This window comes from Leptospira mayottensis 200901116 (assembly GCF_000306675.2).
In the GTDB taxonomy this organism is placed as follows: domain Bacteria; phylum Spirochaetota; class Leptospiria; order Leptospirales; family Leptospiraceae; genus Leptospira; species Leptospira mayottensis.
On sequence record NZ_CP024871.1, the window covers coordinates 1,975,001 to 2,000,000 of the forward strand.

Here is a 25,000-nt window from a genome sequence, read left to right on the forward strand (position 1 = left end):
CCTCTTTAAGAAAGTATCCGTACTTATATTTATTAATATTTCGAATTCCAGCACCCGCAAAAACTTTCCAATCCTCGCTCCAATTTAGAATTTTATAAAAATTGAATTCTGCTTCAGAACGAAGCATCGGGTTAAAATAATATCTTCGGACCCGATCCCCAGCCCGAGTAAAATTCGTATTCGCGTTTGCTAATTCGATTTCATATGCGGAAATCTCGATCCTAAACTTTTTCTCCAAATTATCATATCGAAACACGAGCGGAACCAATACTTTCTGATTTTGTTTTATAGAATCCGTTTTGTTCGAACTTTCCAAAGAAGAATGCTCTGAAAAGGAAGTATAATCGTAAGGGGTCCATCGATACGTCTGACGTTTGATCCAGAACTCAAAAAAGGACTTTTTCTTTACACCTTCTTGATTTTTTTCTTTCTCCTGCGAAAATATCGGATTCGCTTGCAGGGAGTAGATACAAAGAAAAATCCAAATCCCAAAATAACGTTTCAGAAAAAGGAAATAAAGTAAATTCTCTCTCATCTCTTTCCCTCACTGTTTGATTTCTTCGGAAAAAGCTCCGAGCCGGTTACGAAAAAGATCTAATATCAATAATTTCTTGAGGATTTTGGAAATCATTTGTTGAGTTTGTATAGGCGCCTGGCTCCCCTTCTCATTTTCCTTTTCTAATTTTTCGTAAAAGAAACAATTAAAAAGAAGATTATAGTTTCTTGAAAGCAAATCAATACTGAGCGAAATTTCATAATTAGATTATCCGAATCGGAATTATATTTTGATTGCAGATAGGATCAAAGATTCTTTCATTCGAACAACTTATTTCTAACGTAAGTTCTACGAGGAAGATGTCCGCAAAAGTCTTTTTCAGTTCAAGAATTTTTCATCCTTCCGAATCAAACAGATCTTAACATTTTGAGAAAGGAATTATTTTCTTATTTCAAAAATCAATTTTGCATTTTGAAATAAGATTTCAAATACTTTCTTACTCCTTAGGCAAGATAGGATTTCGGACCCAAAAGCAACGTTTGTAAATTATTGAATGGTCTGATTCTCTTAGAAAGAGTTGTAAATTGGTCATTACACAAATACAAAATTCAAAAGCTTTTGTTAGGTTTTTATAAGATTTAACTTCAGATTTCTGAATACAACGCAGAAGAAAAAAGGAAAATTTTGATTTTGTGCAAATAATTATGCGTTAAGCGAAATTTAACTTCTCATTATCCGCAATATTTTATCCCATTCAGAATTATAATAGAGTGTCTAATAATTCGTTATTAATCACTGACGTAAATTTTCATATTTTCAAAAATTCGAGAACTGATAAAAAATTGATTTCCTTCCATATAAAAAATCCTCAACTGAACTAAGAGAAAAAATTTCTATCGGTCTAAAATCGGCTTGTGTGGACGTCCTTACAAAAAGAACTATAATCCGTATATTGAACAGAAAAAACGACTCAGTCGTTCAAAGAAATACTGGTTACTTAGGATTAGACAAACCGGAACACCCTGATTTCCAAAAGTCCTATAATCATACTTGAGTCTCTACAACAACTTTTTCTTACCTGTATGATTCTGGTAGAAAATACCGTATCAAATCCGAAAATACGACAGTCAAAAATTCCTCTTACGATAGAATTTTAGAAAGAAAAGAAGTTTTGAAAATCACAAAGAAGAAATTGATCTCTTTATGTTCGTCCTTAAATATTTTCGAACTCAAAGAAAATACCAACTCCTTCCAAGCGTAGATCGTTCGGTCAACCGCACTATCAGAAATCCGAAGAAGGAAAGGAATTACTCATATCATCTCACCGTTTGGAAAAGAGGAATTAACTCAGAAACCAAAAATCCTTTTTATTAAAAGACAAAGGTATCGGAATATTCAGGGGATTTAATTTGGATTGATGAAAAAATATGACTGTACCTTTTTAGGAAGAACTCTAAACATTTTTAATTTATAAATTACTCAAATATCTAAAATTCATCCTAAAAACAGCTTGCTCTGATCCATTTTTACACAACGTAATCTGTAAAAATGAATTCTTAAGTAAGATTATAACATAAGAACATCAGGAACTATTAATAATCCCACTTATAACAAATTCCATTTTTGTTAAAACATCTATCTTTGTTATTTAACGCTAAACATTCATTTTTTCCCTGGAAATTTTCCAATCCTGTAAAACTACTTTTAAGAGTTCGTACAGATCTTGTCCGAGCCGGAACCACGCGCTGGCAAGTTGGACCATCCTGATTGAGTGGAAGGCATCTAACATCATTCGCTCCGATCGTACAAAACAAACTTCTTCCGTTGGAATAAACAATTTTTGTCTGTTTTTCATTCAAAACATTTCCATAATCTTCAAAGTCCACCGTTGAAAAAACAGGAGTAAATCCAATATCAGATCCTTTTGAAACACAGGAAAGTCTCATTGTTTTTCCGTGATTTCTGGCTTCAGTAGCACAAAGAGAATAACCATCCTTCTTCATAAGACCTTTAGCTTCCATGAGCCGAGTTGCGTAGTTGAATCCACTTGATGATTCATATTGTTTTTGACTTGGAAAATTGTAACATCGAACAGAACTATTGAGCTGATTTTTAGAAATGTAACAAAAATCGTGTATCCAAGGATTCATAATTCTTGCATTGGTCATTACATCGTTGTTAACATTCCCAATTAAATATTTTATCGGTACATGTTTGGAAAATTGTTGATTTCTCAAAGACCACCAGCAATCCAAATCGAATCTATTATATTGCTCGCTTGTAATATGGCACCAATCTGGAACACCATCTTGATTAGAATCCGTAAAAATACTAAATTGTCTAGCCAAAGTAGAATAATAATGTTTACCTTTCGTTATTCCAGATTGTCCTAAAGTAAAAGTGACGCTATTTCCGCTACGATTTTGAACTAATTCCGTACAAGCTATCTCATATCCGTCTATAATCCGGCAAAAAAAAGATTTACCAGAAATTCCTTTAACAATCATACGCTTGTCAGCCGCGCCGCCGGATGCCCAGCCACCATCTAAAGATCCAAAACTAATTTCAGTAGGAAAATTTCCTTCCCCATCACCTAAATTACATTTTAATAGAGTGGATTTATTTGTCCCAACCACTAAACGACAAAAATCGTCTTTCCGATCATTGTTGATATCTCCAAACATATGCGAATCCTCATAGCCCGTATCGCTGATTGTAGTTTTTTTGATGGAACCGAGTTTTCCATTGTTTAGAATAGATCTGCATTCCATTGTATCTTTCGAAACAACGTAACATAATCCAGATGTATAGTCCGATAGATTTATAAACACCCCTTTACTAGATATAGTTTGAGAGATAGGAGTTTTAAAGAATGGAAGAGTTGGTAGCCTACTTTTCTTTCTACTCGCATTGGAAATTTTTTGAGCAGTATCTAACAATGTCTGCTGTAGATAACATCTGCCATCACTACGTTTACGCAAAGGGGCTTCACACCCTGCGACATTCGCAAAAAATGCATTCCCCCACCTAGGGTCACCTTGGGGAAATCCAGCTAACTCTGGAAGCCCGGGTGAAGAAGTAGCATTCGCAAACGTCTCTCGATCAAACATAAGATTATGTTCGAATGGTTCGGGTTCGTTTAAGCTAAAACTAAAATTACTTGAAAAATGAGTCCATCCATAAACTTGATTCCAATAAATTCGATTCAATGCAACGGCCTCTGCTGTCGAATTAGAAGGAGTGTAAGGACCGAGAGAACCTTGTACATCCACAATATTAAATCCTCCAGCAATCTGATAAATGTAATAATCTCCAGAAATATTCGATTGTGCATAAATGAGTGTGTGTATAAAATTCCTTAACAAGCTAATATAACCTGATCTTTCACTATTAACTCTGGGAGTGACATGGTTTAACAGTGAAAAATCTAGATTTGTAGAATCTGCAGACGATGCCCCGGCCGACCAAAATCCATCAGAAGCACGTACTTGCTCCGGAGTTAAAACAGTAACTAGATAAAAAACTTCTATCGGAGGCGTAGCGACCTGATTTTCATGTACTCCTTCGACAATGTCGACCGGATCAGGAAGAGGTCTTTCCCGATTTGCATACAGATCTTCTAAAGTTCCTAATAAAAAGAAACCTATTAAAATTATTAAAGTTTTTTGCATAATTTTTCACCTTTAAATTCTTTGAACTTCCCAGTGAAAACGGAAATCCTTATTTATCTGGGGATTATAATTATAATGTGTTTAAACTATAATCTACTTATTTTTAAGATATATAAAGATTAAACTTCTGCATTCAATTGACTCTCATCAAATCAAAAATTTATTTGATAAATTAGATTTGTAATAGAAGTTTTAGCATCTTTTATACCGTACTCATGAATACGCTTGTTCCCAAATGAGGTTGATTCATAAATAGAAAAATTTTCTGTTTACAAACTGAAGCTTCACAATGTATCGATATACAAAATGTATTACAACTACATGACCTATATATAAATAAGGCAATGTTTTGAAAGAAATTCGTGAAAAGGCAAGAAGCTACTTAAAAGCAATAGCTTACATAATCGTATAAAATCAATCCTGATAGAAATCCATTAATAAACTTAAAGGTTTTTAAGTGAAATGAAATTAAAACGTATAACCATTCGCCAAAATCTAAAAATGTTTAATAATACGAGGGTGTCAGCGTTCCTGTGTAAATGACATATCTTAAAACGAATCGAACTTCAACCGATCGCCGAAAATAATCGAAAATTGATTCATTGCTTTTCCCCAATCTTGAATAGGCATGGTCCATTTTTTAGACATATTATTCAAAGCTAAATAAAGAAGCTTGATAGCCGCTTCATCGGTAGGAAACGAACCCCGATTCTTGATAATTTTTCTTAAACCCATATTCATAGATTCGATGGCGTTTGTGGTGTAAATCGCCTTACGAATATTAGGTGGATAAGCCAAAAAAGGAATCACCGATTCCCAATTGTTTCTCCAGGACTTGCTGATCATCGGATATTGACTGTCCCATTTGGTTGAAAAATCATCAAGGCTTTTCTTAGCAATCTCTGCCGACGGAGATTTGTAGATAGCCTTTAAATCAATCATCAACTCTTTCTTCTGTTTGTAAGAAACCCATTTCAAAGAATTCCTTACCATATGAACGATACAAAGTTGAACTTGTGCATTAGGAAAAACTGATATGATCGTATCCGGAAATCCCTTTAACCCGTCGACACAAGCAATTAAGATATCTTCAACTCCGCGATTCTTTAAATCGGTTAAGATCTGAAGCCAGAACTTCGCTCCTTCGGTGCGCTCCACCCAAATCCCAAGTATCTCTTTTGTGCCCTGTAGATTGATTCCTAAAGCCAAATAGAAGGATTTGTTTTGAACGTGGTGGCCGTCTCTCACCTTTACGACTAACGCGTCCATGATGAGAATTGGATATACTTTATCCAAAGAACGATTCTGCCACTCGATCACCGTTTCCAGTACCGAATCGGTGACTTCTGAGATCAGATCCGCTGAGACTTCCACTTGATAGATTTCTTGGAGATGTTGGGTAATTTCTCGTGTGGTCATTCCGCGTGAATACATCGAAATGATTTTGTCATCGAAGCCGGTAAAACGTGTCTGACCTTTTTGTATGATCTGAGGTTCGAAACTGCCGTTTCTGTCTCGAGGTATTTCCAAATCGATTGTTCCAAAATCTCCTTTGAGCTTTTTGTTACTTTTTCCATTCCGAGAATTTCCTGTGTTATTGCCCAACGAGGAATTCTTCTCATATCCAAGGTGATGCGTCATCTCACCTTGCATCGCTCGCTCTATCAGTGATTTCGTTAGTTGCTTTAAGAGGCCTTCATTTCCCAGTAGATCTTCAGGACTCTTATCTTTGATTAATTCATCGAGTAGCTCTTCAGCTCGATTTTTGGGTTTGCTCATATTGGGTTTATCCTTGTTACTTTTTGGTTATTCACAAGTCATTTACACAATCGACACGACACCCTCAATAATACTGACCGAGAGTAATTGTAACAATAGTTTTATTATTGTCTTTTTTATTAATGCACTCGCATTTGATTTGAGCAGATTGAGTATAATATCCTTGGTGAGCTGAAAATCCCGGAGCCGCTTTACAGCTTTTGTATATTCCCTCGTTTACTAGACGATTACAAGCTTCTTGAATTGCAGCTGCAGCATCGTCTGCCTGAGAAAATATTTTTCCTGGAATTAAAATTCCCGCTAAAATTAAACTCCCAAAGAACACTGTTTGAAACCATTTCTGAATCACGGAAATTCCTCTCTTATGAAGAGAAAATAAAATCCCATCTGTTCAAAATTTCAAGAGATAATTTTCGGAATTATCAATTTAGCAACAGGTTTCAAAAATAAAACTTGACTATTTCTTTCTTCTCTCAAATCTATTTTGGGAAAAATCTTTTCATAGATGCCGATCCGATCGTTTCAGAAATAAATTTTTTGAATAACCGCAATTTCTATCCTGAAAAAAAACGATCCTAGTATAAATTTGATCTACAACATCTAAAATTTTAGCCTTCCACACTCCAATTAAAATGGATCCACCGCCTCTTCTATAAGGCTTTCAAAATCGATTAAAGATCATCGAAATTAACTTTGAGCTATCGCTATTATTCATTACTTATTTCAATAAAAATTAAATAAAAAACTTTTGCAAAATAACGATACGGCTGGCTGACAATCTCGTCGATCTATACAATTTAAATAGAAATTCTATAACTTTGGTTTTGATGGAAACAGTAAAAGTATTTGTTATGCAAGAGAATTTTAAAATAATAAATAATCGGTTTAAGAATTAAGAGCCTGTCTTAAAAACCTTAAAAGAAATCAAATTACAATGATTCAATAAGTTCGTAATAAAATATAGAAGTTCCCACAAGTTATGCTTCTTTGGTAGTTTACGAGCTTTCGGGTATATTTTATAACTGTTACGTTCCCGTCAAAGGCTCCTATATTCCGAAGTTTTTGAGACAGGCCCTGATATGGCGCCCCAATCAGAGCTGTAAATATTTTTTCGCATTTTTTTTAATCACCCAATAATTTAACTCGTTAGAGAAAAGCATTCGCGACGATTGATCAGACTGATATTCGCGGGTTGGATACCGCAGGATAATCTATACATCGGGAGCTGTTCTTAGTCTTAAAACGAAGGTCAAATTTGAAATGGTACAGACTGCCCAGATAGGTAACAAAACAGACCGGGCACATAGGTGACATATACCTGGCATTGGAGGAAATCCGATGCCTTGGAAGGAGTCCCGTGTGATCGAGGAAAAAATCAAATTCATAGCCGCGTGGAAAGGTGGTGGTTGGCAGTTTTCAGATCTTTGTAAGGAATTTGGAATCAGTCGAAAGACAGGTTACAAGTATTTAGAAAGATACGAATCGGAAGGTATCGACGGTTTAAAAGATCGATCTAAGAAGCCCAATAAGCATCCGAATGAGACTCCTGAGAACGTCATCTTGCTCATTATGCAGATGCGTGAGAAGCATCCTACTTGGGGAGCAAGGAAACTTTTGTGGGCATTAAAAGGAAAGTATCCAAGAGCTAAATCCTGGCCGGCACCAAGTACAATTGGCGATATCCTTAAAAGAAAAGGATTAGTTCGTAAAATACGTCGTAGGAAAAAAACTCCTGAAAGTCTTTTTCCATTTTCTGATGTAAAGTCTCCCAATGACGTTTGGTGTGCAGACTTCAAAGGTCACTTTACTGTTGGGAACGGAAAACGTTGTGATCCATTGACGATCACAGATGCTCATAGCCGCTTTCTATTAGGATGTCAAATCCTGAAGAAAACGGACGGAGAAAGCACCAGGCGGGTATTTGAGAGAGTTTTTAAAGAATATGGAATGCCATTGGCCATCAAGACAGATAACGGAAGTCCATTTGCATCAAGGGCCATTGGAGGATTGAGTAAGTTATCCGTTTGGTGGTTAAAGTTAGGGATTCGACCTGAACGAATTCAGCCAGGTAAACCTCAACAAAACGGTCGCCATGAAAGAATGCACAGAACCTTGAAACAAGAGACCGCGTTACCGGCTCGATCTTCTCTTAAAGAACAACAAGAAGCATTTGATCGGTTTAGAAGTGAATACAATTTAGAAAGGCCGCATGAGGCGAGAGTGTCGGCTTGATTGTGTAAATGACTTGTGAATAACCAAAAAGTAACAAGGATAAACCCAATATGAGCAACCCCAAAAATCGAGCTGAAGAGCTACTCGATGAATTAATCAAAGATAAGAGTCCTGAAGATCTACTGGGAAATGAAGGCCTCTTAAAGCAACTAACGAAGTCGTTGATAGAGCGAGCGATGCAAGGTGAGATGACGCATCACCTTGGATATGAGAAGAATTCCTCGTTGGGCAATAACACAGGAAATTCTCGGAATGGAAAAAGTAGCAAAAAGCTCAAAGGAGATTTTGGAACAATCGATTTGGAAATACCTCGAGACAGAAACGGCAGTTTCGAACCGCAGATCATTCAAAAAGGACAGACACGCTTTACCGGCTTCGACGATAAGATCATTTCGATGTATTCACGCGGAATGACCACACGAGAAATTACCCAACATCTCCAAGAAATCTATCAAGTGGAAGTCTCAGCGGATCTGATCTCAGAAGTCACCGATTCGGTACTGGAAACGGTGATCGAGTGGCAGAATCGCCCCTTGGATAAAGTATATCCAATTCTCATCATGGACGCGTTAGTCGTAAAGGTGAGAGACGGCCACCACGTTCAAAACAAATCCTTCTATTTGGCTTTAGGAATCAATCTACAGGGCACAAAAGAGATACTTGGGATTTGGGTGGAGCGCACCGAAGGAGCGAAGTTCTGGCTTCAGATCTTAACCGATTTAAAGAATCGCGGAGTTGAAGATATCTTAATCGCCTGCGTTGACGGGTTAAAGGGATTTCCGGATACGATCATATCAGTTTTTCCTAATGCACAAGTTCAACTTTGTATCGTTCATATGGTAAGGAATTCTTTGAAATGGGTTTCTTACAAACAGAAGAAAGAGTTGATGATTGATTTAAAGGCTATCTACAAATCTCCGTCGGCAGAGATTGCTAAGAAAAGCCTTGATGATTTTTCAACCAAATGGGACAGTCAATATCCGATGATCAGCAAGTCCTGGAGAAACAATTGGGAATCGGTGATTCCTTTTTTGGCTTATCCACCTAATATTCGTAAGGCGATTTACACCACAAACGCCATCGAATCTATGAATATGGGTTTAAGAAAAATTATCAAGAATCGGGGTTCGTTTCCTACCGATGAAGCGGCTATCAAGCTTCTTTATTTAGCTTTGAATAATATGTCTAAAAAATGGACCATGCCTATTCAAGATTGGGGAAAAGCAATGAATCAATTTTCGAGAGGGTGTCGTGTCGATTGTGTAAATGACTTGTGAATAACCAAAAAGTAACAAGGATAAACCCAATATGAGCAACCCCAAAAATCGAGCTGAAGAGCTACTCGATGAATTAATCAAAGATAAGAGTCCTGAAGATCTACTGGGAAATGAAGGCCTCTTAAAGCAACTAACGAAATCACTGATAGAGCGAGCGATGCAAGGTGAGATGACGCATCACCTTGGATACGAGAAGAATTCCTCGTTGGGCAATAACACAGGAAATTCTCGGAATGGAAAAAGTAACAAAAAGCTCAAAGGAGATTTTGGAACAATCGATTTGGAAATACCTCGAGACAGAAACGGCAGTTTCGAACCTCAGATCATACAAAAAGGTCAGACACGTTTTACCGGCTTCGATGACAAAATCATTTCGATGTATTCACGCGGAATGACCACACGAGAAATTACCCAACATCTCCAAGAAATTTATCAAGTTGAGGTTTCATCGGATCTAATTTCTCAAGTAACCGATTCGGTACTGGAAACGGTGATCGAGTGGCAGAATCGCCCCTTGGATAAAGTATATCCAATTCTCATCATGGACGCGTTAGTCGTAAAGGTGAGAGACGGCCACCACGTTCAAAACAAATCCTTCTATTTGGCTTTAGGAATCAATCTACAGGGCACAAAAGAGATACTTGGGATTTGGGTGGAGCGCACCGAAGGAGCGAAGTTCTGGCTTCAGATCTTAACCGATTTAAAGAATCGCGGAGTTGAAGATATCTTAATCGCCTGCGTTGACGGGTTAAAAGGATTTCCGGATACGATCATATCAGTTTTTCCTAATGCACAAGTTCAACTTTGTATCGTTCATATGGTAAGGAATTCTTTGAAATGGGTTTCTTACAAACAGAAGAAAGAGTTGATGATTGATTTAAAGGCTATCTACAAATCTCCGTCGGCAGAGATTGCTAAGAAAAGCCTTGATGATTTTTCAACCAAATGGGACAGTCAATATCCGATGATCAGCAAGTCCTGGAGAAACAATTGGGAATCGGTGATTCCTTTTTTGGCATATCCACCTAATATTCGTAAGGCGATTTACACCACAAACGCTATCGAATCTATGAATATGGGTTTAAGAAAAATTATCAAGAATCGGGGTTCGTTTCCTACCGATGAAGCGGCTATCAAGCTTCTTTATTTAGCTTTGAATAATATGTCTAAAAAATGGACCATGCCTATTCAAGATTGGGGAAAAGCAATGAATCAATTTTCGATTATTTTCGGCGATCGGTTGAAGTTCGATTCGTTTTAAGATATGTCATTTACACAGGAGCGCTGACACCCTCATTTTCGATTATTTTCGGCGATCGGTTGAAGTTCGATTCGTTTTAAGATATGTCATTTACACAGGAACGCTGACACCCTCCACCCTCGTTTTGAATCGTTTGAAGTCACAAACCTCACAAAGTAAAAACATTGCGGTTAGATAATCCACTCCTCGGAAACATCTTAATATTCCTACTTTCTCTCGATACGGTTCACTTTCCGCTATCTCTTGTATTCTCTTATCCATCGCTTTTAAATTCTCTTCTTGAACTCTTACTCGACTATAATAGTCGTTAAACGTCTCTTGAAGGATCTCGTTGTTAAACTGTAGATTGTTCAACCATTTGTTATGACTGACTGTCCAATACTTTGTTGCTGAGTAGGTTATACCCTTTCTTAATAAGAATTTCATCAACCTTTGACGATTCCTTCCTAAATCCAAACGAAGACTGTCACGGGATCTTAGATAATCCCTTACCGCTTCGTCCTCTTCACTCGGTACATGAATCGATTCTAATTCTCCACTTCGTAATAATTTTGCTAACTTGATCGCATCTCTTTTATCGGTTTTGATCTTATCCGAACTTTGTCTTGGTATCTTTCCTGGCGCCACAAGGATGCAATTCACTCCCAAAGACTTTAGATTTCTGTAAAGTGGATAACCGGTTACTCCCGCCTCGTAACAACTATGTATCTCGTTCCATTCTGATTTTAGTTTATTGACGAACTTTTTGATCTGAACCTCATTATGTTTTATCTGCTGTTCTTTTACTATTTCCTTTGTATTGTTCGTTAAACACGCAATTCTAATCGTTTCTTTGTGGACATCCATTCCTACATATACTTTTCTTTTCATTACGTTCCTTCTGTTGGTTTTCTTGTTTTGTGGTAAATGCTTGCATCTAACCCACGCTTTTCAAGCCCAGAAGGGGCGCCATTTTGTCTTAAATTTTCACCACAAGAGTATTCAAATTATAAAATGAACATATTTTGACATAATTTTTGAAAATCACATAACAACGATTCATGATAACAATATAGTGTTATTTAAACTACAATTTCATCATTTCAATTCTCCTCCTCTTTAAAAGTGCTTCATTCAGTCTAACTTTTTCCATAATTGATTTTGAGTCCTGAAATCAATTATATCTTTACAGAATACAAAGCTTCTTTCTAATGTGCCTTATGAGGTATGAGTTTTTTATTTTACCTTGTTTCATAAGAAATATAGTTGAACTTCTTTTTTCAAACCGAGAGTCACTGAAACATAAAATTAAAAGTAGAATTTTTTGTACATTCTTCACAAATTTCCAAATCCTTTCCTGTCTTTGCAAATTCTCTATTAGGACTTTATTCTTAATAACAACGTCGATTCTCTATGCACAAGAATCTTCGCGTTCCACACCTGCCGAAACAAACAAAGAAACTTCGAACAAAAAAGGTGAAATTACCGTTCAAGGCAAAAAAGATCGAAGAGACTATGAAATATTCAAAACCCCCAGTAGTATTTCCAGATTGAATGAACAGGACATTTTAGATACCGGTATATCCAGAGCAAACGATATAGACAAGCAGGTTCCAAACTTTGCAATTATAGATTCCGGTGCTCGTAATTTCACATATTATAATATTCGAGGAATGAGGAGCACGTTATTCAGCGATCCTTCCGTCGGAATGATTGTGGATGGAGTTCCCCTTGCAGATAATGTCGCATTAAATACAGAACTGTTTGCTTTGGAGAGTATCGAAGTATATAGAGGTTCCCAGGCTACTGTTTTTGGAAAAAATTTTCAAGGTGGTGTAATTGAAATTAACACTAAAAAACCGAATAACATGCCTCAAGGAAGGGTTACGGCCAATTTGGGAAATTATAAAAAGAAGGAATATTCTTTTTTCTATAATACACCTCTGATCAAAAACAAACTTTATATAGGTGTTTCCGGAAAATCGACCCAGAGAAGTGGATATTTAAATAATATAACTGGATTTAATTATCCGAATAACCTCACTTCAGATATACCTATCGAAATTCGTAAAACTCATCCAGACAGAAGAAGAGGAAAGTCTGGAAGACTCAGGTTGTATTGGACGCCTATAAAAAGTCTTGAAATTGATCTACAAGCAAATGCCGAAAGTTTCGACGATGGTTCTTTGAATATAGTCAATTATCTTGCTTCTAAATCAGAAAGAAGAAAAAGTTTAATAAAAGGATGTGCAGTAAGTCCTGAGAGCTGCGAAAAGAATTTTCGAACTTATCTTAATCGCACAAAGTCGGTCCGAAAAGTATATTGGGATTACGAAGGAGTCTCAAACACAACTGGAAAAACGTATTCCAGTAATATCAGTTATAAATTGCCTAAAGCCATTTTTAAAACAATATCTAGCATTAGGAAAATGGAAATTGATCCTCTAATTGTAGACGGAGATTTTACTATAAGCGCGTTCTCTAAATCCGAATATATAGAACATTCCACTACAAGGACTCATGAGACAAGTCTCGAATCCAAAAACCAAAGAGAACCGTTCCAATTTAAGATCGGAACATTGTTGTATCATAAAATATCCGACAAGGAATTTACCCAAGAGCATTTGACGCAAACATATACATATAGCGTTCTTAAAGGATTAAATGCTCCTGCAAAAGAAACACACCATTCGAAAATTGAAGATAAATCCTTTAGTTTTTTCACTCACAATAGCTACACGTTTTTGGAAAAATTCACGATTACATTAGGAGCTAGAATCGAAACCCAGAGAATCGGTATAGGCCATAGCCGAGATGCAAAGGGGGTTCTATTAGATAATCCTTATGGAGACGTGCGACTTTTATCTCCCCATTATGTTCGAAAAAATTCCTATCGTTATAATGTTTCTAGATTCATTTTCGATTATAAGCCTACCGAATCATTAATGATTTTTACAGGTATAAGCCGCGGTTATAAAAACGCTGGATATAGTACAGTCGTGAATCAAGCATCCTTAGCGGCTTTTAAACCAGAAATCAACGATACTATCGAAATAGGAATCAAATCGAAACATTTCAAAGACTCTTTTGGAATCAACCTCACCTATTTTTATACGGAGGCGACTGATTTTCACGTAATCAGGGCTATTTCCATCGCCGAAGCCGTAAATTTGAATGCGGAGAAAGTTACAATTCGAGGTGCTGAAATTGAATCCTACATGAAACCGTGGAAATATTTAAGACTCGGTTTTTCTGTTGGTTATACAGAAGGAAAATTCAACAAATTTTACGATCGAATTCTAGATACAAACTTCGACGGAAAGCATGTACATTTTATACCACAATACGATGTCGTAAGTTATCTTCAATATCGTTCTTTACTCGGCTTATTTTTCAGATGTGAATTTCAGGTCGTAGGGAAGATGTATTTTGCCGCAGATAATACGATTTACAGCGCCCCTTATACTGTAACAAATTTTAAAATTGGATACGAAGAGGAACGTTTATCTGCTTATCTATATTGCAATAACTTGAATAACGAATATTACTTTACTTCCTATATAGATGGAACCTTTCAAGCCGTTCCGGGGGCTCCAAGAACCTACGGATTTATTATAAATTACAAAATATAATAATCAGACATTAAGGAGATGTGAGTTTAATGAAGAAAATGATAAAAATTACATTGATCGTCTTGGCGATCTTCAACTTAACTTTTTGTAAAAATGAAGAAAAACTGAATGTAAACGAGATTCTTGGAATTCTATTATTAAAAAAGAATTCCGAAAGCGTTGGGGAAAGTTTAGGACTTACGATCGCTTTTAGTTATAGATTAAGAAAATCTAATGGAGAAATTTTTTCATGCAAGGAGTATCCGACTGCTTATTTGGATAAAAAGGCGGAATGGGATCAAGGCCTTAAGGAATTTGTAGTTTATATAAAAGCAGGGATCGGTTTAGATTTAGTCGCTGATCGTGTCGATGGCCCTTGCGTGGTTCCAAATAAAGTAAGCGCTTGCATTTACGAAGGAGAAGGAGGGGTTAACTTTCAGATTCCTCATACCTACTCGTATTCCGGGGAACGGGAATATTTAGTTCCAACAATGCATCTTTACAATCTACCTGTTAAAACCGCAAAAGAAGCCTGTTTGGACAGTAGAATCAATCGAGGACTTACCGCGGAATATAGATGTTACGCCCAAGGACAATGTTGGGAATAAAACTATTCAATCGCGATTTTGATTTTGAAGATTGAAACATTATAGTTTTCATCCGATTAAATTTAAATTTAAGTTCACACATGATATTTTTTAAAACCAATGATTTCAATTAAACCATTCATTCAATAAAAATAAATATTATTTTTATTGAATACGTTTAAAAGTGGGTCTGTTTGTTTTGGCTCTCTATTGAAATAAAAAATTTAATTACAATGGGAAACCCTCAAGCTCCACGAAATTTCGGATTCATTGTAAATTACAAAATATAAGAATCAAATTTTAAGGATATGGAGAAAAAAATGATAAAAATAATAAAAATGGGTCTGATTGCTTTAGTAATTTTCGCCCTACTGCCCTTTTGCAAAAACGAAGAAAAAGTGGATACGAACGAAATTCTTGGAATTTTGCTTTTGAAAAAAAAATCGGAAAGTGAAGGGGAAAGTTTAGGACTTAAGATTGCATTTAGCACCAGATTTAAAAAGTCAAGTGGAGAAGTTCTTTCCTGCCATGAATGGACCGCTGCCTTTTTGGATAAAAAAGCGCTTTGGAATCAATCGGGGCAAATTTTTGTAGATAGAATGAAGGCAATATACGGGTACGATATGGCTTACGATCTTATCGACGGTCCTTGCGTGGTTCCGAATAAGGTTGTTGCTTGTAATTACGAAGGTTTTATGGGTATCAATGAACCGGTGCCAAACGTATATTCTTACGATGGAGAAAGAGATTATTTTGTTCCTATGTGGCGTTCTTATGATGGTTTTGCAGATGTCAAAAACGGAAAAGATCTTTGCAACAAACTTGGTACATACGGGCATGCAACTCATTACAAATGTTTCATTCCGGGACAGTGCTGGGAAAATTGAAAACTTGCCTCAAATGATCTTGTTTTGAAGCAAGATCATTTGATAAAAATATTTTTAAGATGAGGCCTAATTATTAGTTTAACTTTTAAGGGATCTTTACCAATGATAAAAATACGAAATTATTACGTGAGGTTATCTCAAAAACCGTCATCCGTGTAGTCAGACTTAAAATTTCTTGTACTTAAACTATAAATAATATAATTGATCGTTATGAGCCGATTAGGTGACTTAACGAACGAACAATGGGATTTGCTTTGCGATTTACTTGTAGAACCCGAAGCAAGAGATGACGGTAAAGGTCGTCCGCGTGTAAATTCAAGATCAATTTTGGACGGTATATTATGGATTCTTCGCACTGGTGCTCCGTGGATAGACCTACCTGATAGATATCCCGCATATCAAACATGCCATCGAAGATTTCAAGAATGGCGCAAAAATGGAACCCTGGATAAAATTTTAGAAGCGCTTCTTCATGACTTAGAAATAAGAGGCAAGATGGATTTAAGCACGTGTTTCATTGACGGGACTTTTGTTCCTGGAAAAAAAGGGGCCTACGTATTGGCAAAACTAAACGGGGAAAGGGTACAAAAGTCATGGTTATCGTCGACAAAAATGGTATTCCTATCTCCGCCGGGATTGAAAGTGCTTCGCCGCATGAAAGTAAGCTCGCGGAAGGTGCAATCATCCGCAAAAAAGTCAAAGGCAAAATCAAAGATTTAGTCGGAGATCGTGCTTACGATTCTGATCCTTTAGATGAATATCTTAAAAAGAAATATAAAGTAAATTTGATCGCTCCACACAAATCAAATCGAAAAAAGAAAAAGACACAGGATGGACGTAAGTTGCGGAAATATCGTGGAAGATGGAAAATTGAACGAACTTTTTCTTGGCTACAGAACTTCAGAAGATTTGCAACTCGATACGAACGAAACGATCAAAACTTTTATGGAATTCTGATACTCGCATGTATCATGATCGTTATTAGGAGTTTTTGAGATAACCTCGTGTTAATTTCAATGAAACTTCCAATAAGTGGATTTTTGGTATTTTTGCATTTAATAAGATCCCTTAATTTTAAGAGATTCTGAATCAAAACATTTTATTTTTTGAATATTTAAATTGTGGACTTTATCCTGTTTTTTCGTTATTTCTGCTTTTCTAAAAGTTCCTTCAAGTGTTTTGAGATACTCCTTTAAATAAGTTTTCCTCAAAAAAAATACCGAGAAATTGGGTCTTCTACTTCAGAAAACCACTCCTCCGAAAATTATCGAGAATTTCAACAAAACTGTTTGGTTCTTCAGGGTCATTTTTTTAGAGTCTGTTTTATAATCTTAAGAGAAATTGTTACAAACATTCGATAAGTTCATAATAAAATGCAGGAGTTCCCGCAGATTACGCCTTTTTGTTAGCTTATGGACTTTCTAACGGGCTTTATTGTTGTTAAATTCTCGTGAAAATTCCTGCAGTCTAAGGCTTTGGGACAACCTCAATATATTCAATTCGATTTAATATATTATTATATTTCAATGTAACTCGAATATTACTGGAGGAAAATTGCAACTCTTTCAAAAGAAATCAATCTTGGCGATCGTTGATGATTTCAGGAATCGTCACAAAACTATAACCTTTGGAAAGCATTTCCTGGATAAAATCTGGAAGGATGTAGATGAGTTTTTCCGATTGTCTTGGGGAACCCAAATGCATCAAAATGATGGCCCCGTTCATACCATCTTTATCCGCCTCTTCCCAACGATAAAGAAAATCAAGTGCTTCGGCTCTAGTCTTATAATTCGGATTCGGCACAATCCTTGTTTTGCCGGTTCTAGGATCTTTTTTATAAATAAATTTTTTATATACGAAATCCGGAATATCCAAAGAGCCAACTGAATTATTACTCCAAAAAATATGATGTGTATAACCGAGTTTTCCGAAAGTTTGAATTACTAAAGGATCAAAACCTCCGTAAGGAAGACGATAGTATTTAGTCAATTGTTTACCGGTAATAGATTCGAATTTTTCTTCCACCATTCTCATTTCTTGTTGGAGAAAGTTGGCGTCCGGGATTTCGTCAGAAACGTAACTGAGCAAAATTCTTTTACGTAAAGAAGTTTCGTATAAACTTCTTGGAATATTATAATGACTCCAAGTATGGTTTCCAAAAACGACTCGATCTCCGAGCTCAGAAAGTTTTCTCAAATAACGTAGATTTGTGTTGCTAAAGAACGAACCGTTTTTGAGTGCCGGGTTTTCGTTTGAAATAAACAACGTGATTTTGATGGGAAACTGGGAAAGATATTCGTAAATCAATTTAAGATCTTCTCCAGTCCCCAAGTCGAAAGTTAAAGCGATTTCTTTGAAACGGACATCTCCCCGATTGATGTTTTTACCTACGTCGGAACCTGAAAGAACTTCCAAACTTATCTTATTTTCAGAAACCTGATCGGATAAATCTCCGTCGGGAACTGAGTCATAGAGATCCGATTTGAACTTGAGAAGCTCCTCTTCCTGTTGTTGCTCTTCGAGACGAAGCGAGGTTAAACTTTCCTCAAGATTAGTGATATGAACCGTTTGTTTTTCGACAGTTGCTTCTAATTTAAAAATTCTATGTGCTAACGTAAAAACTGACGCCACGCTTAAGAACGTAAAAAAACCGACGGAAAAAAGGATACGAAGAGTTCTAAATCTTCGTTCGATCACTTCGGATTGAATCCCGCTTTTTTTGATTTCGGAGATTGTCTTCGAAAGTTCCGACGATTCTTCTTCGCTTAACATGAGGATTTGATTGAAATAAAAAATTTCAAAAGCTTCAAATCATTTTTAGGAAAGAATTTTTAAAAATTTTCCCTTTTTTCCCTGTCTCACTAAATATTCTTTATCTTTCTGAATCGCGAATTTTTCGTCGGTGATTTTATCTTCGAAGAGGTACAATCCTCCAGCCTTGATAAGTCTCCTTGCTTCGGAAACAGAAGGAACGAAAGAAAGTTTACTTAAGACCCAGACGAGCAAGGGCTCCGGAGTTTCCGAAAAGAATTCTTCTCCAAGTTTCACTTCTCTGATATCGTCCGGGACGGCTCTCGATTTCGGATTATGAATTTTTTTCCATTCTTCGATCGCTTCTTCGTTTTCGGAAGGAGAAGAAAGTTGATCCATAATGAGTTTTGCAAGTTCTATCTTCACTTCTTTCGGATGAAGTTCTTTACTTATTATTCCGTTCTTGCGAGTCTCGATTTCAAACAACGGAAGATCAGTCAAGAGTTCGAAATAATTCCACATTAGATCGTCACTGATCGACATTAGTTTTCCGAACATGTCGATCGGAACTTCGGTGATCCCAACGTAGTTACCGAGAGATTTAGACATTTTTTTATTTCCGTCAAGTCCCACAAGTAATGGAAGAGTAAGAACACACTGAACTTCCTTCCCGTATTCTCTCTGTAAGTCTCTTCCCACGAGAAGATTAAATTTCTGATCTGTTCCTCCAAGTTCTACGTCACATTCCATCGCTACGGAATCATAACCTTGTACGAGCGGATATAAAAATTCGATCATGGAAATCGGCTGACCAGCTTTGTAGCGTTTATTGAAATCGTCCCTTTCGAGCATTCTTGCAACGTTATATTTGGAACTGAGAATCAAAACGTCTTCGAAATTCATTCCGGAACACCAGCTTGAATTGTAGACGATTCTTGTTTTAGCGGGATCTAAGACCTTAAAAACTTGACTTTGGTAAGTTTTGGAGTTTTCCAAAACTTCTTCCTTTGAAAGTCTCTTTCTGGTTTCGGATTTCCCGGTAGGATCTCCGATCATCGCTGTAAAATCCCCAAGTAGAAAAAAAACTTCATGACCTAAGTCTTGAAAATGTTTTAGTTTTTTAAGTTGGACGAAATGTCCAAGATGAAGATCGGGGGCCGTAGGATCGAAGCCAGCCTTAATTTTAAGTGCTTTCTTTTTTTGAAGCTTGAATTTTAATTCGTCTTCGCTGATTAGATCAACGGTACCACGACGGATGATTTCTATTTGCTTTTGAATGTCCATGAAAGAAAAATCCGGATTGGATTGTGAAACTTAATGCAAATTTGTAGGGGGAAAGAAACCTGTAAAGCAGGAAGAGTTCTCAAAATGGAAAAACAAAACCGAACCGAACAAATTTTGAAATTACAAAAAGAATCCTTGGACATTCTTATAATCGGAGGTGGATCCACCGGAACTGGAGCTGCCTTCGACGCCGCGAAAAGAGGTTATAAAACAGCCCTTATAGAAAAGAAAGATTTTGCCTCGGGAACTTCTTCCCGTTCTACCAAACTGATTCATGGAGGAGTCCGCTATCTGGCTCAATTTCATTTCAAATTGATCCACGAAGCTCTGACAGAAAGGCAAAGACTTTTGGAAAACGCACCTCACTTAGTAAAACCTCTTAAGTTCTTACTTCCTGCGTATCGTTTTTACGAAAGGCCTTATTATGGAATCGGCCTCACTCTCTATGATATACTCGCTTCTAAGGGAAAACTTCCCTCTCATAAAACCGTTTCCAAATCCGAAGCCGTTTCCGAATTTGCAGCGATCAAAAAAGAAGGTCTCTTCGGAGGAATCACATACTACGACGCTCAATTCAACGACGCCCGTTTGAACGTTCTACTTGCAAGATCCGCAAAAAAAGAAGGTGCCATTGTCGTCAATCGAGTCAAACTCATTTCCTTCATCAAGGAGAATGGAAAACTCATGGGTGCCAATCTCAAAGATTTGGAAACCGGAAAGAACTTTCCAGTCTATGCAAAGGTAATTGCTAATACGACGGGAATTTGGGTGGATCACGTCCGTAAGCTCGATGATCCAAGAGCATTTAACGTTCTTTCTCCGAGCCAGGGAATCCATCTTGTCTTTTCTAAAAAAAAGATTCCCTGCCAATCGGCGATAATCATTCCAAAAACAAAAGACGGAAGAGTTGTCTTTATCATTCCTTGGGAAGATCACGTGATTTTAGGAACAACGGATACTCCAATTGAAAGTCCGGGAGACGAACCTCTTCCAATCGGAAACGAGGTTCAATTCCTACTCGATACCGGAAACGAATATCTGGAAAATCCAGTTACCGAAAAAGATATTCTTTCCGTGTTTGCGGGGATTCGTCCTTTGATTTCTCCGGAAGGAAATCAGGATACTAAGAATATTTCGAGAGAGGAAGTTATCCTCGTCTCCAATTCAGGCCTTGTCACAATGGGCGGGGGAAAATGGTCTACTTACAGAAAGATGGCTGAAGATCTAGTAGATAAACTAATTCAAGTCGGTAATTTAGAAACCCGGAAAGAATGTTCTACGAAATCTTATTTGTATCCAGGGGCCGAAGGTTATTCAGAATCTCTCTATCAAGAAATTGAAAAAATGTATAAGATTGATGCACAATTCGCCAAAAGGTTACAGAACTATTATGGGACGGAAGTTTTTGAGATCTTAGGTAAAAAGCCGAAACTTTTAGGCAAGGGTATCCCCTATTTTGAAGAGGAAGTTTTGTTCGCCGCAAAGGAAGAATTTGCGTTAGGCGTTACAGATGTTTTGGCGAGAAGGTTCAGGGTTCTTTTTGTGGATTTAGATCTGGCGAAAAAGATGGTAGAGCCCGTTGCGAACATACTGTCGAAACAGCTCAAATGGAATAACAAAACAAAAAAAGCGGAAGAATCCGCAACCTTGGAACTGATCGAAAGTTTGAAAAATTCGTATCGATGAATAAAAAAGATATATTCAAGAATTTTAATGTGCAAAAAATGTATAGAATACTGGATCGCGATTTTTTTCGAAATTCGCATGAATCTGTCCGGCTTGCGATAGGTTGATTCTGTTTTAACCTGAAAAAAGAAAATAGATAAAAAGCGAAAAAACCTAAGCGGTCATCATTACGATTTGCAAATGGATCGGCATAATCCGAACAAGGCGAAACTAATAACTACGTTCTAATTTTTCCACTATTAAAATGTGGGAACTCCCATGTTCTAAGGGGGTCGAAATAACATTACAATTGCATATTCATTCTAACTTTTACCGATCGAAGTATAGTAGTTAAGTTCTTGTGGATTCCCACGATTGACTGGTGAGTCCGAGTTAGTGATAGGTGGCTCTGATTTTGCAAGAATTCCTGAATTCGAAAGACAGATTCTGATTTTCTTACGCCAAACTCACATTACTTAAATCCATATCGAACTTACATTAATTACGAAACACCAACTTGCCAACGTCGAAGTTCCGATAACTGTAACAAAATCAACCGTCAATATAGTCCTTCAACTTTTTAGAACGAGAAGGATGTCTGAGTCTTCTAAGCGCTTTTGCTTCGATCTGACGAATTCTTTCTCTAGTTACCTTAAATTGATAACCGACTTCTTCTAGAGTTTGCGGATAACCGTCGTCTAAACCGAAACGCATTCGAATTACTTTTTGTTCACGTGCAGGCAAAGTATGAAGTACCTGACGAATTTGTTCCGCAAGGATACTAGACGCAGCAGCATTCACAGGAGTTTCCACTTCCGTATCCGGAATAAAATCACCAAGTTCTGAATCCTCTTCGGAACCCACAGGAATTTCGAGAGAAATCGGTTCTCGAGCAACATTTTTGACCATCTTTACTTTTTGAACCGGCCAACCGAGTCTTTCCGCAATTTCTTCATTGTTTGGATCACGTCCAAATTCTTGAATGAATAATCTAGTTTCACGAATCACCTTATTGACCTGTTCGATCATATGAACTGGAACACGGATCGTTCTAGCTTGATCGGAAATAGCTCTTGTAATCGCTTGACGGATCCACCAAGTCGCGTATGTGGAAAATTTATAACCTTTTTTATACTCGAACTTATCTACCGCTTTAATAAGGCCTATGTTTCCTTCTTGGATCAAATCAAAGAAATGCATCCCGCGATTCGCATAACGTTTTGCGATGGAAACCACGAGTCTCAGATTTGCTTTAACGAGTTCTTTTTTTGCTTGGGAGATTTCTCTTTCACCCTTAATGATCTTTTCGCCCCAATCCTTGATCTCTTGAACTGTAGAGCCCGCTTCCTGTTCCATACGACGAAGTTTTCTTTCGTTGTTTCGAATGTCTTTAATGACCTCTCGAACTTCGTCGATATTGACCCCCATCTTGACTTCGATGTCGTCTAACTTCTCGTTCTTTTCAATAAATCTATTAAATGCCTTAATATCTCGAACGTCTTGGCCATACTGAGCCTTGATTTTCAAAAAATGCCGATCGATTTCTTTGATTCTAAAAACCATGGACTTGATTTTTTGGGAAATTTTTTGAATCTCTTTTTGGGAAACTCCGAGTTCTTGGATCGCATTATGAATGATTTCCGTAGAAGCGTCTATTTTCTCTCTAAATTCTTTGTATTTTTTGGAAGTTTCAGAATACTTTCGAATTTTGGAAACGGCTTCCTGAAGAACCTTTTCCTGTTCTTGAATCACTAGAATATTTTTGAAGAATAACTCTTCGAGTTTATGGGCTTCCTCCGCATTTAAAGCATACATTTTATCGACGCGAATCAGATCGTAGACTTTGATCTTTTTACTTCGAATTTTTGGTAAAAGCTTTATATAATTCGCTCTAAGAATGGAAGAACTGAGGATCGTTTCCTCGATGATCTTTTCTCCCTTCTCGATTCTTTTCGCGAGAAAAACTTCGGTCTCGCCCGAAATCAAACTCACTTTACCGATTTCTCTCAAATACAGCTTGATCGGATCTTCAGAACCGCTCGTAGAAGTAGAGGATTCTTTTTTCTTTCTTACTGGTTTGGAATCGTCTTTAGGAACAAGAGTAGAAGCGGGTTCCAGAGTATTTCTGGTATATTCTTCCACGATTTCGATTCCCATTTCGTGCAATAGGGTAAAAAAATCGTCTATCTTTTCTGAGTTCAGAATTTTGTCGGGAAGTATCTCATTGATATCATCATAAGAAACTTCTCCGTTTGCCTTTCCAAGAGATATAATCTTCTGAACCTCAGGCATGCTTTGCAGATTTTCCATTCCATTCCCTCTAAATTATGTGGTAGCCGATTGATTCCGGATATGCTCCAGGATCTTTTCTTTTTCTTTACGATAAAAACTCAGTTCCGTAAAGATTTCGGGTGTAAAAAAACGTTCTCTTTTTTGATCGAGTTCCCGAATTCTTTCCTCAATTCGAAACTTCTTTTGTTGTAACAAAAGAAGTCGAAAAACCTTATGCAATTCTTCCGGTTCTTCTTTTTCGTATTCTTCTAAGAGATACGGAGCAAGGATTTGTTTCAGATCCTCGGGAAGCTCCGAGGCTAAAATCTGTACTGGAGAAATCTCGCCTTCTCCCGTATAAACGGTATACAAGTAATCCCAAAGATAGGAACTCGCTACATCCATGAATTCCATCGAAGAGATTTCTTCCGAATAAGAAAAAAGACCCGTATGTTTGACCAGCATAGAGACGATTTTTCTCTCACAATCCAACGCAGGAGCTGAAACCTCTCGAACTTCCTTTAGTTTAGAACTATTATCGGCATTCGCAGGCCCATTCTTTGCACTGGTTCCCCCTTTAAAATCCCGAAGAACCGCATCCATACTGATTCCGAGTTTGTTCGCACCAAGCCCCAGAAAGAACTGCTTATCCGTTTCCCGATTTAAGGTTTGGGTAAAAGAATAAAGATTTTGAAGAGCTTTTCGCTTTCTTTCAGGCAGCGCGCGTGAATCCGCACTTTCCAGTAACTCTCCTACTACGAATTCGGAACCTTGAATTTGTTCCGACAAAAGCTTGTTCAATTGAGGTCTACTCAAAGATTTTGCCAAGTCGAATGGATCTTTTCCTTCGGGAAGGAGAACGATAGAACATTCCATTCCTTCCTTAAGACAGATTTCAGCCGCTCGGAGAGCACCTTTTTTTCCTGCCAGGTCTCCGTCCAAAACGAAGGTAACTCGTTCTGCAAATTTTTTAAGAGTTCGAATATGGTTTTCCGTAATAGCGGTTCCCATAGAAGCGATTACGTTTTCATAATCTCTTCTCACAAGCCCGATCACGTCCAGATATCCTTCGACGAGCATAGCCTCGCCGGTCTTACGAACCCCTTCTCTAGCTCTGAAAAAATTATAAAAAGTACGGCTCTTATCAAAAATTACGGAAGCAGGACTATTGATGTATTTTGCTTCCTTTCCAGGACCTAAAATTCTTCCGGAAAATGCAATCGTTCTTCCAGAAAGATCCAAAACCGGA

At 37.2% G+C, this 25,000-nt stretch carries 15 protein-coding genes and 2 pseudogenes (2 of these 17 cut by a window edge); 8 read left to right on the top strand and 9 right to left on the bottom strand.

Annotated features, from left to right (window positions below):
* The 4 genes from LEP1GSC190_RS08890 to LEP1GSC190_RS08910 all read right to left on the bottom strand — a co-directional run.
* Positions 1-535, bottom strand: partial view of an LA_2444/LA_4059 family outer membrane protein gene (locus tag LEP1GSC190_RS08890; protein ID WP_002749089.1) — the 5' portion only. The gene continues 449 nt to the left of window position 1, outside the view; 535 of the gene's 984 nt are visible here — the first part of the coding sequence; its start codon is at positions 533-535; the stop codon falls past the left edge of the window.
* Positions 536-2,088: 1,553 nt separating this feature from the next.
* A complete protein-coding gene (locus tag LEP1GSC190_RS08900) occupies positions 2,089-4,167 on the bottom strand; it encodes an enterotoxin A family protein (RefSeq protein ID WP_002749101.1) in 2,079 nt (692 codons plus the stop codon).
* Between the two features lie 549 nt (positions 4,168-4,716).
* On the bottom strand, positions 4,717-5,946 hold the full coding sequence (locus tag LEP1GSC190_RS08905; protein WP_002749093.1) for an IS256 family transposase: 1,230 nt from the start codon (positions 5,944-5,946) through the stop codon (positions 4,717-4,719).
* Between the two features lie 64 nt (positions 5,947-6,010).
* On the bottom strand, positions 6,011-6,295 hold the full coding sequence (locus tag LEP1GSC190_RS08910; protein ID WP_002749092.1) for a hypothetical protein: 285 nt from the start codon (positions 6,293-6,295) through the stop codon (positions 6,011-6,013).
* A gap of 989 nt (positions 6,296-7,284) precedes the next feature.
* Between LEP1GSC190_RS08910 and LEP1GSC190_RS08920 the strand changes: the two are divergent.
* The 3 genes and pseudogenes from LEP1GSC190_RS08920 to LEP1GSC190_RS08930 form a co-directional block, all read left to right on the top strand.
* Positions 7,285-8,163, top strand: a pseudogene (locus LEP1GSC190_RS08920) (IS481 family transposase); the annotation flags it as partial.
* Positions 8,164-8,228: 65 nt separating this feature from the next.
* Positions 8,229-9,455 (top strand): IS256 family transposase, encoded by a 1,227-nt coding sequence (locus tag LEP1GSC190_RS08925; RefSeq protein WP_117344668.1) that lies wholly within the window; start codon positions 8,229-8,231, stop codon positions 9,453-9,455.
* A 31-nt stretch (positions 9,456-9,486) separates the two neighbouring features.
* Entirely contained in the window at positions 9,487-10,716 is a 1,230-nt protein-coding gene (locus tag LEP1GSC190_RS08930) for an IS256 family transposase (RefSeq protein ID WP_117344667.1), read from the top strand.
* 120 nt (positions 10,717-10,836) lie between these two features.
* On the opposite strand, the pseudogene LEP1GSC190_RS08935 reads toward LEP1GSC190_RS08930, so the two are convergent.
* Positions 10,837-11,586: pseudogene (locus LEP1GSC190_RS08935) on the bottom strand (IS110 family RNA-guided transposase); the annotation flags it as partial.
* A gap of 329 nt (positions 11,587-11,915) precedes the next feature.
* Here LEP1GSC190_RS08935 and LEP1GSC190_RS08940 point away from each other — a divergent pair.
* From LEP1GSC190_RS08940 to LEP1GSC190_RS21050, 4 genes are all read left to right on the top strand, one after another.
* A complete protein-coding gene (locus tag LEP1GSC190_RS08940; protein ID WP_002761294.1) occupies positions 11,916-14,327 on the top strand; it encodes a TonB-dependent receptor in 2,412 nt (803 codons plus the stop codon).
* A 29-nt stretch (positions 14,328-14,356) separates the two neighbouring features.
* Positions 14,357-14,914 carry an LIC_11695 family lipoprotein gene (locus LEP1GSC190_RS08945; protein ID WP_002745342.1) on the top strand — a complete coding sequence of 186 codons (558 nt, stop codon included), beginning with the start codon at positions 14,357-14,359 and terminating at the stop codon, positions 14,912-14,914.
* A gap of 299 nt (positions 14,915-15,213) precedes the next feature.
* Entirely contained in the window at positions 15,214-15,780 is a 567-nt protein-coding gene (locus tag LEP1GSC190_RS08950) for an LIC_11695 family lipoprotein (protein ID WP_002745340.1), read from the top strand.
* 210 nt (positions 15,781-15,990) lie between these two features.
* A protein-coding gene (locus LEP1GSC190_RS21050) for an IS5 family transposase (RefSeq protein ID WP_420844245.1) occupies positions 15,991-16,775 on the top strand; the annotation gives its coding sequence in 2 pieces (ribosomal slippage) (positions 15,991-16,339 and positions 16,339-16,775; 786 coding nt in all).
* Positions 16,776-17,355: 580 nt separating this feature from the next.
* On the opposite strand, the gene LEP1GSC190_RS08965 is transcribed toward LEP1GSC190_RS21050, so the two are convergent.
* Positions 17,356-18,552 carry a polysaccharide deacetylase family protein gene (locus tag LEP1GSC190_RS08965; RefSeq protein ID WP_004279705.1) on the bottom strand — a complete coding sequence of 399 codons (1,197 nt, stop codon included), beginning with the start codon at positions 18,550-18,552 and terminating at the stop codon, positions 17,356-17,358.
* 45 nt (positions 18,553-18,597) lie between these two features.
* On the bottom strand, positions 18,598-19,815 hold the full coding sequence (gene tyrS / locus LEP1GSC190_RS08970) for a tyrosine--tRNA ligase (RefSeq protein ID WP_002761321.1): 1,218 nt from the start codon (positions 19,813-19,815) through the stop codon (positions 18,598-18,600).
* A 33-nt stretch (positions 19,816-19,848) separates the two neighbouring features.
* Between tyrS and LEP1GSC190_RS08975 the strand changes: the two genes are divergently transcribed.
* Positions 19,849-21,501, top strand: coding sequence for a glycerol-3-phosphate dehydrogenase/oxidase (locus LEP1GSC190_RS08975; protein WP_004279631.1), 1,653 nt, complete (start codon positions 19,849-19,851; stop codon positions 21,499-21,501).
* A gap of 531 nt (positions 21,502-22,032) precedes the next feature.
* Here the strand turns inward: LEP1GSC190_RS08975 and rpoD are convergent.
* Complete coding sequence (rpoD, locus tag LEP1GSC190_RS08980) at positions 22,033-23,790, bottom strand: RNA polymerase sigma factor RpoD (protein ID WP_002761323.1); 1,758 nt, start codon at positions 23,788-23,790, stop codon at positions 22,033-22,035.
* 15 nt (positions 23,791-23,805) lie between these two features.
* Positions 23,806-25,000 carry the 3' portion of a DNA primase gene (gene dnaG / locus LEP1GSC190_RS08985; RefSeq protein ID WP_002761317.1) on the bottom strand. The gene runs 602 nt beyond the window's last position, so 1,195 of the gene's 1,797 nt are visible here — the last part of the coding sequence; the start codon falls outside the window, past its right edge; it ends in the stop codon at positions 23,806-23,808.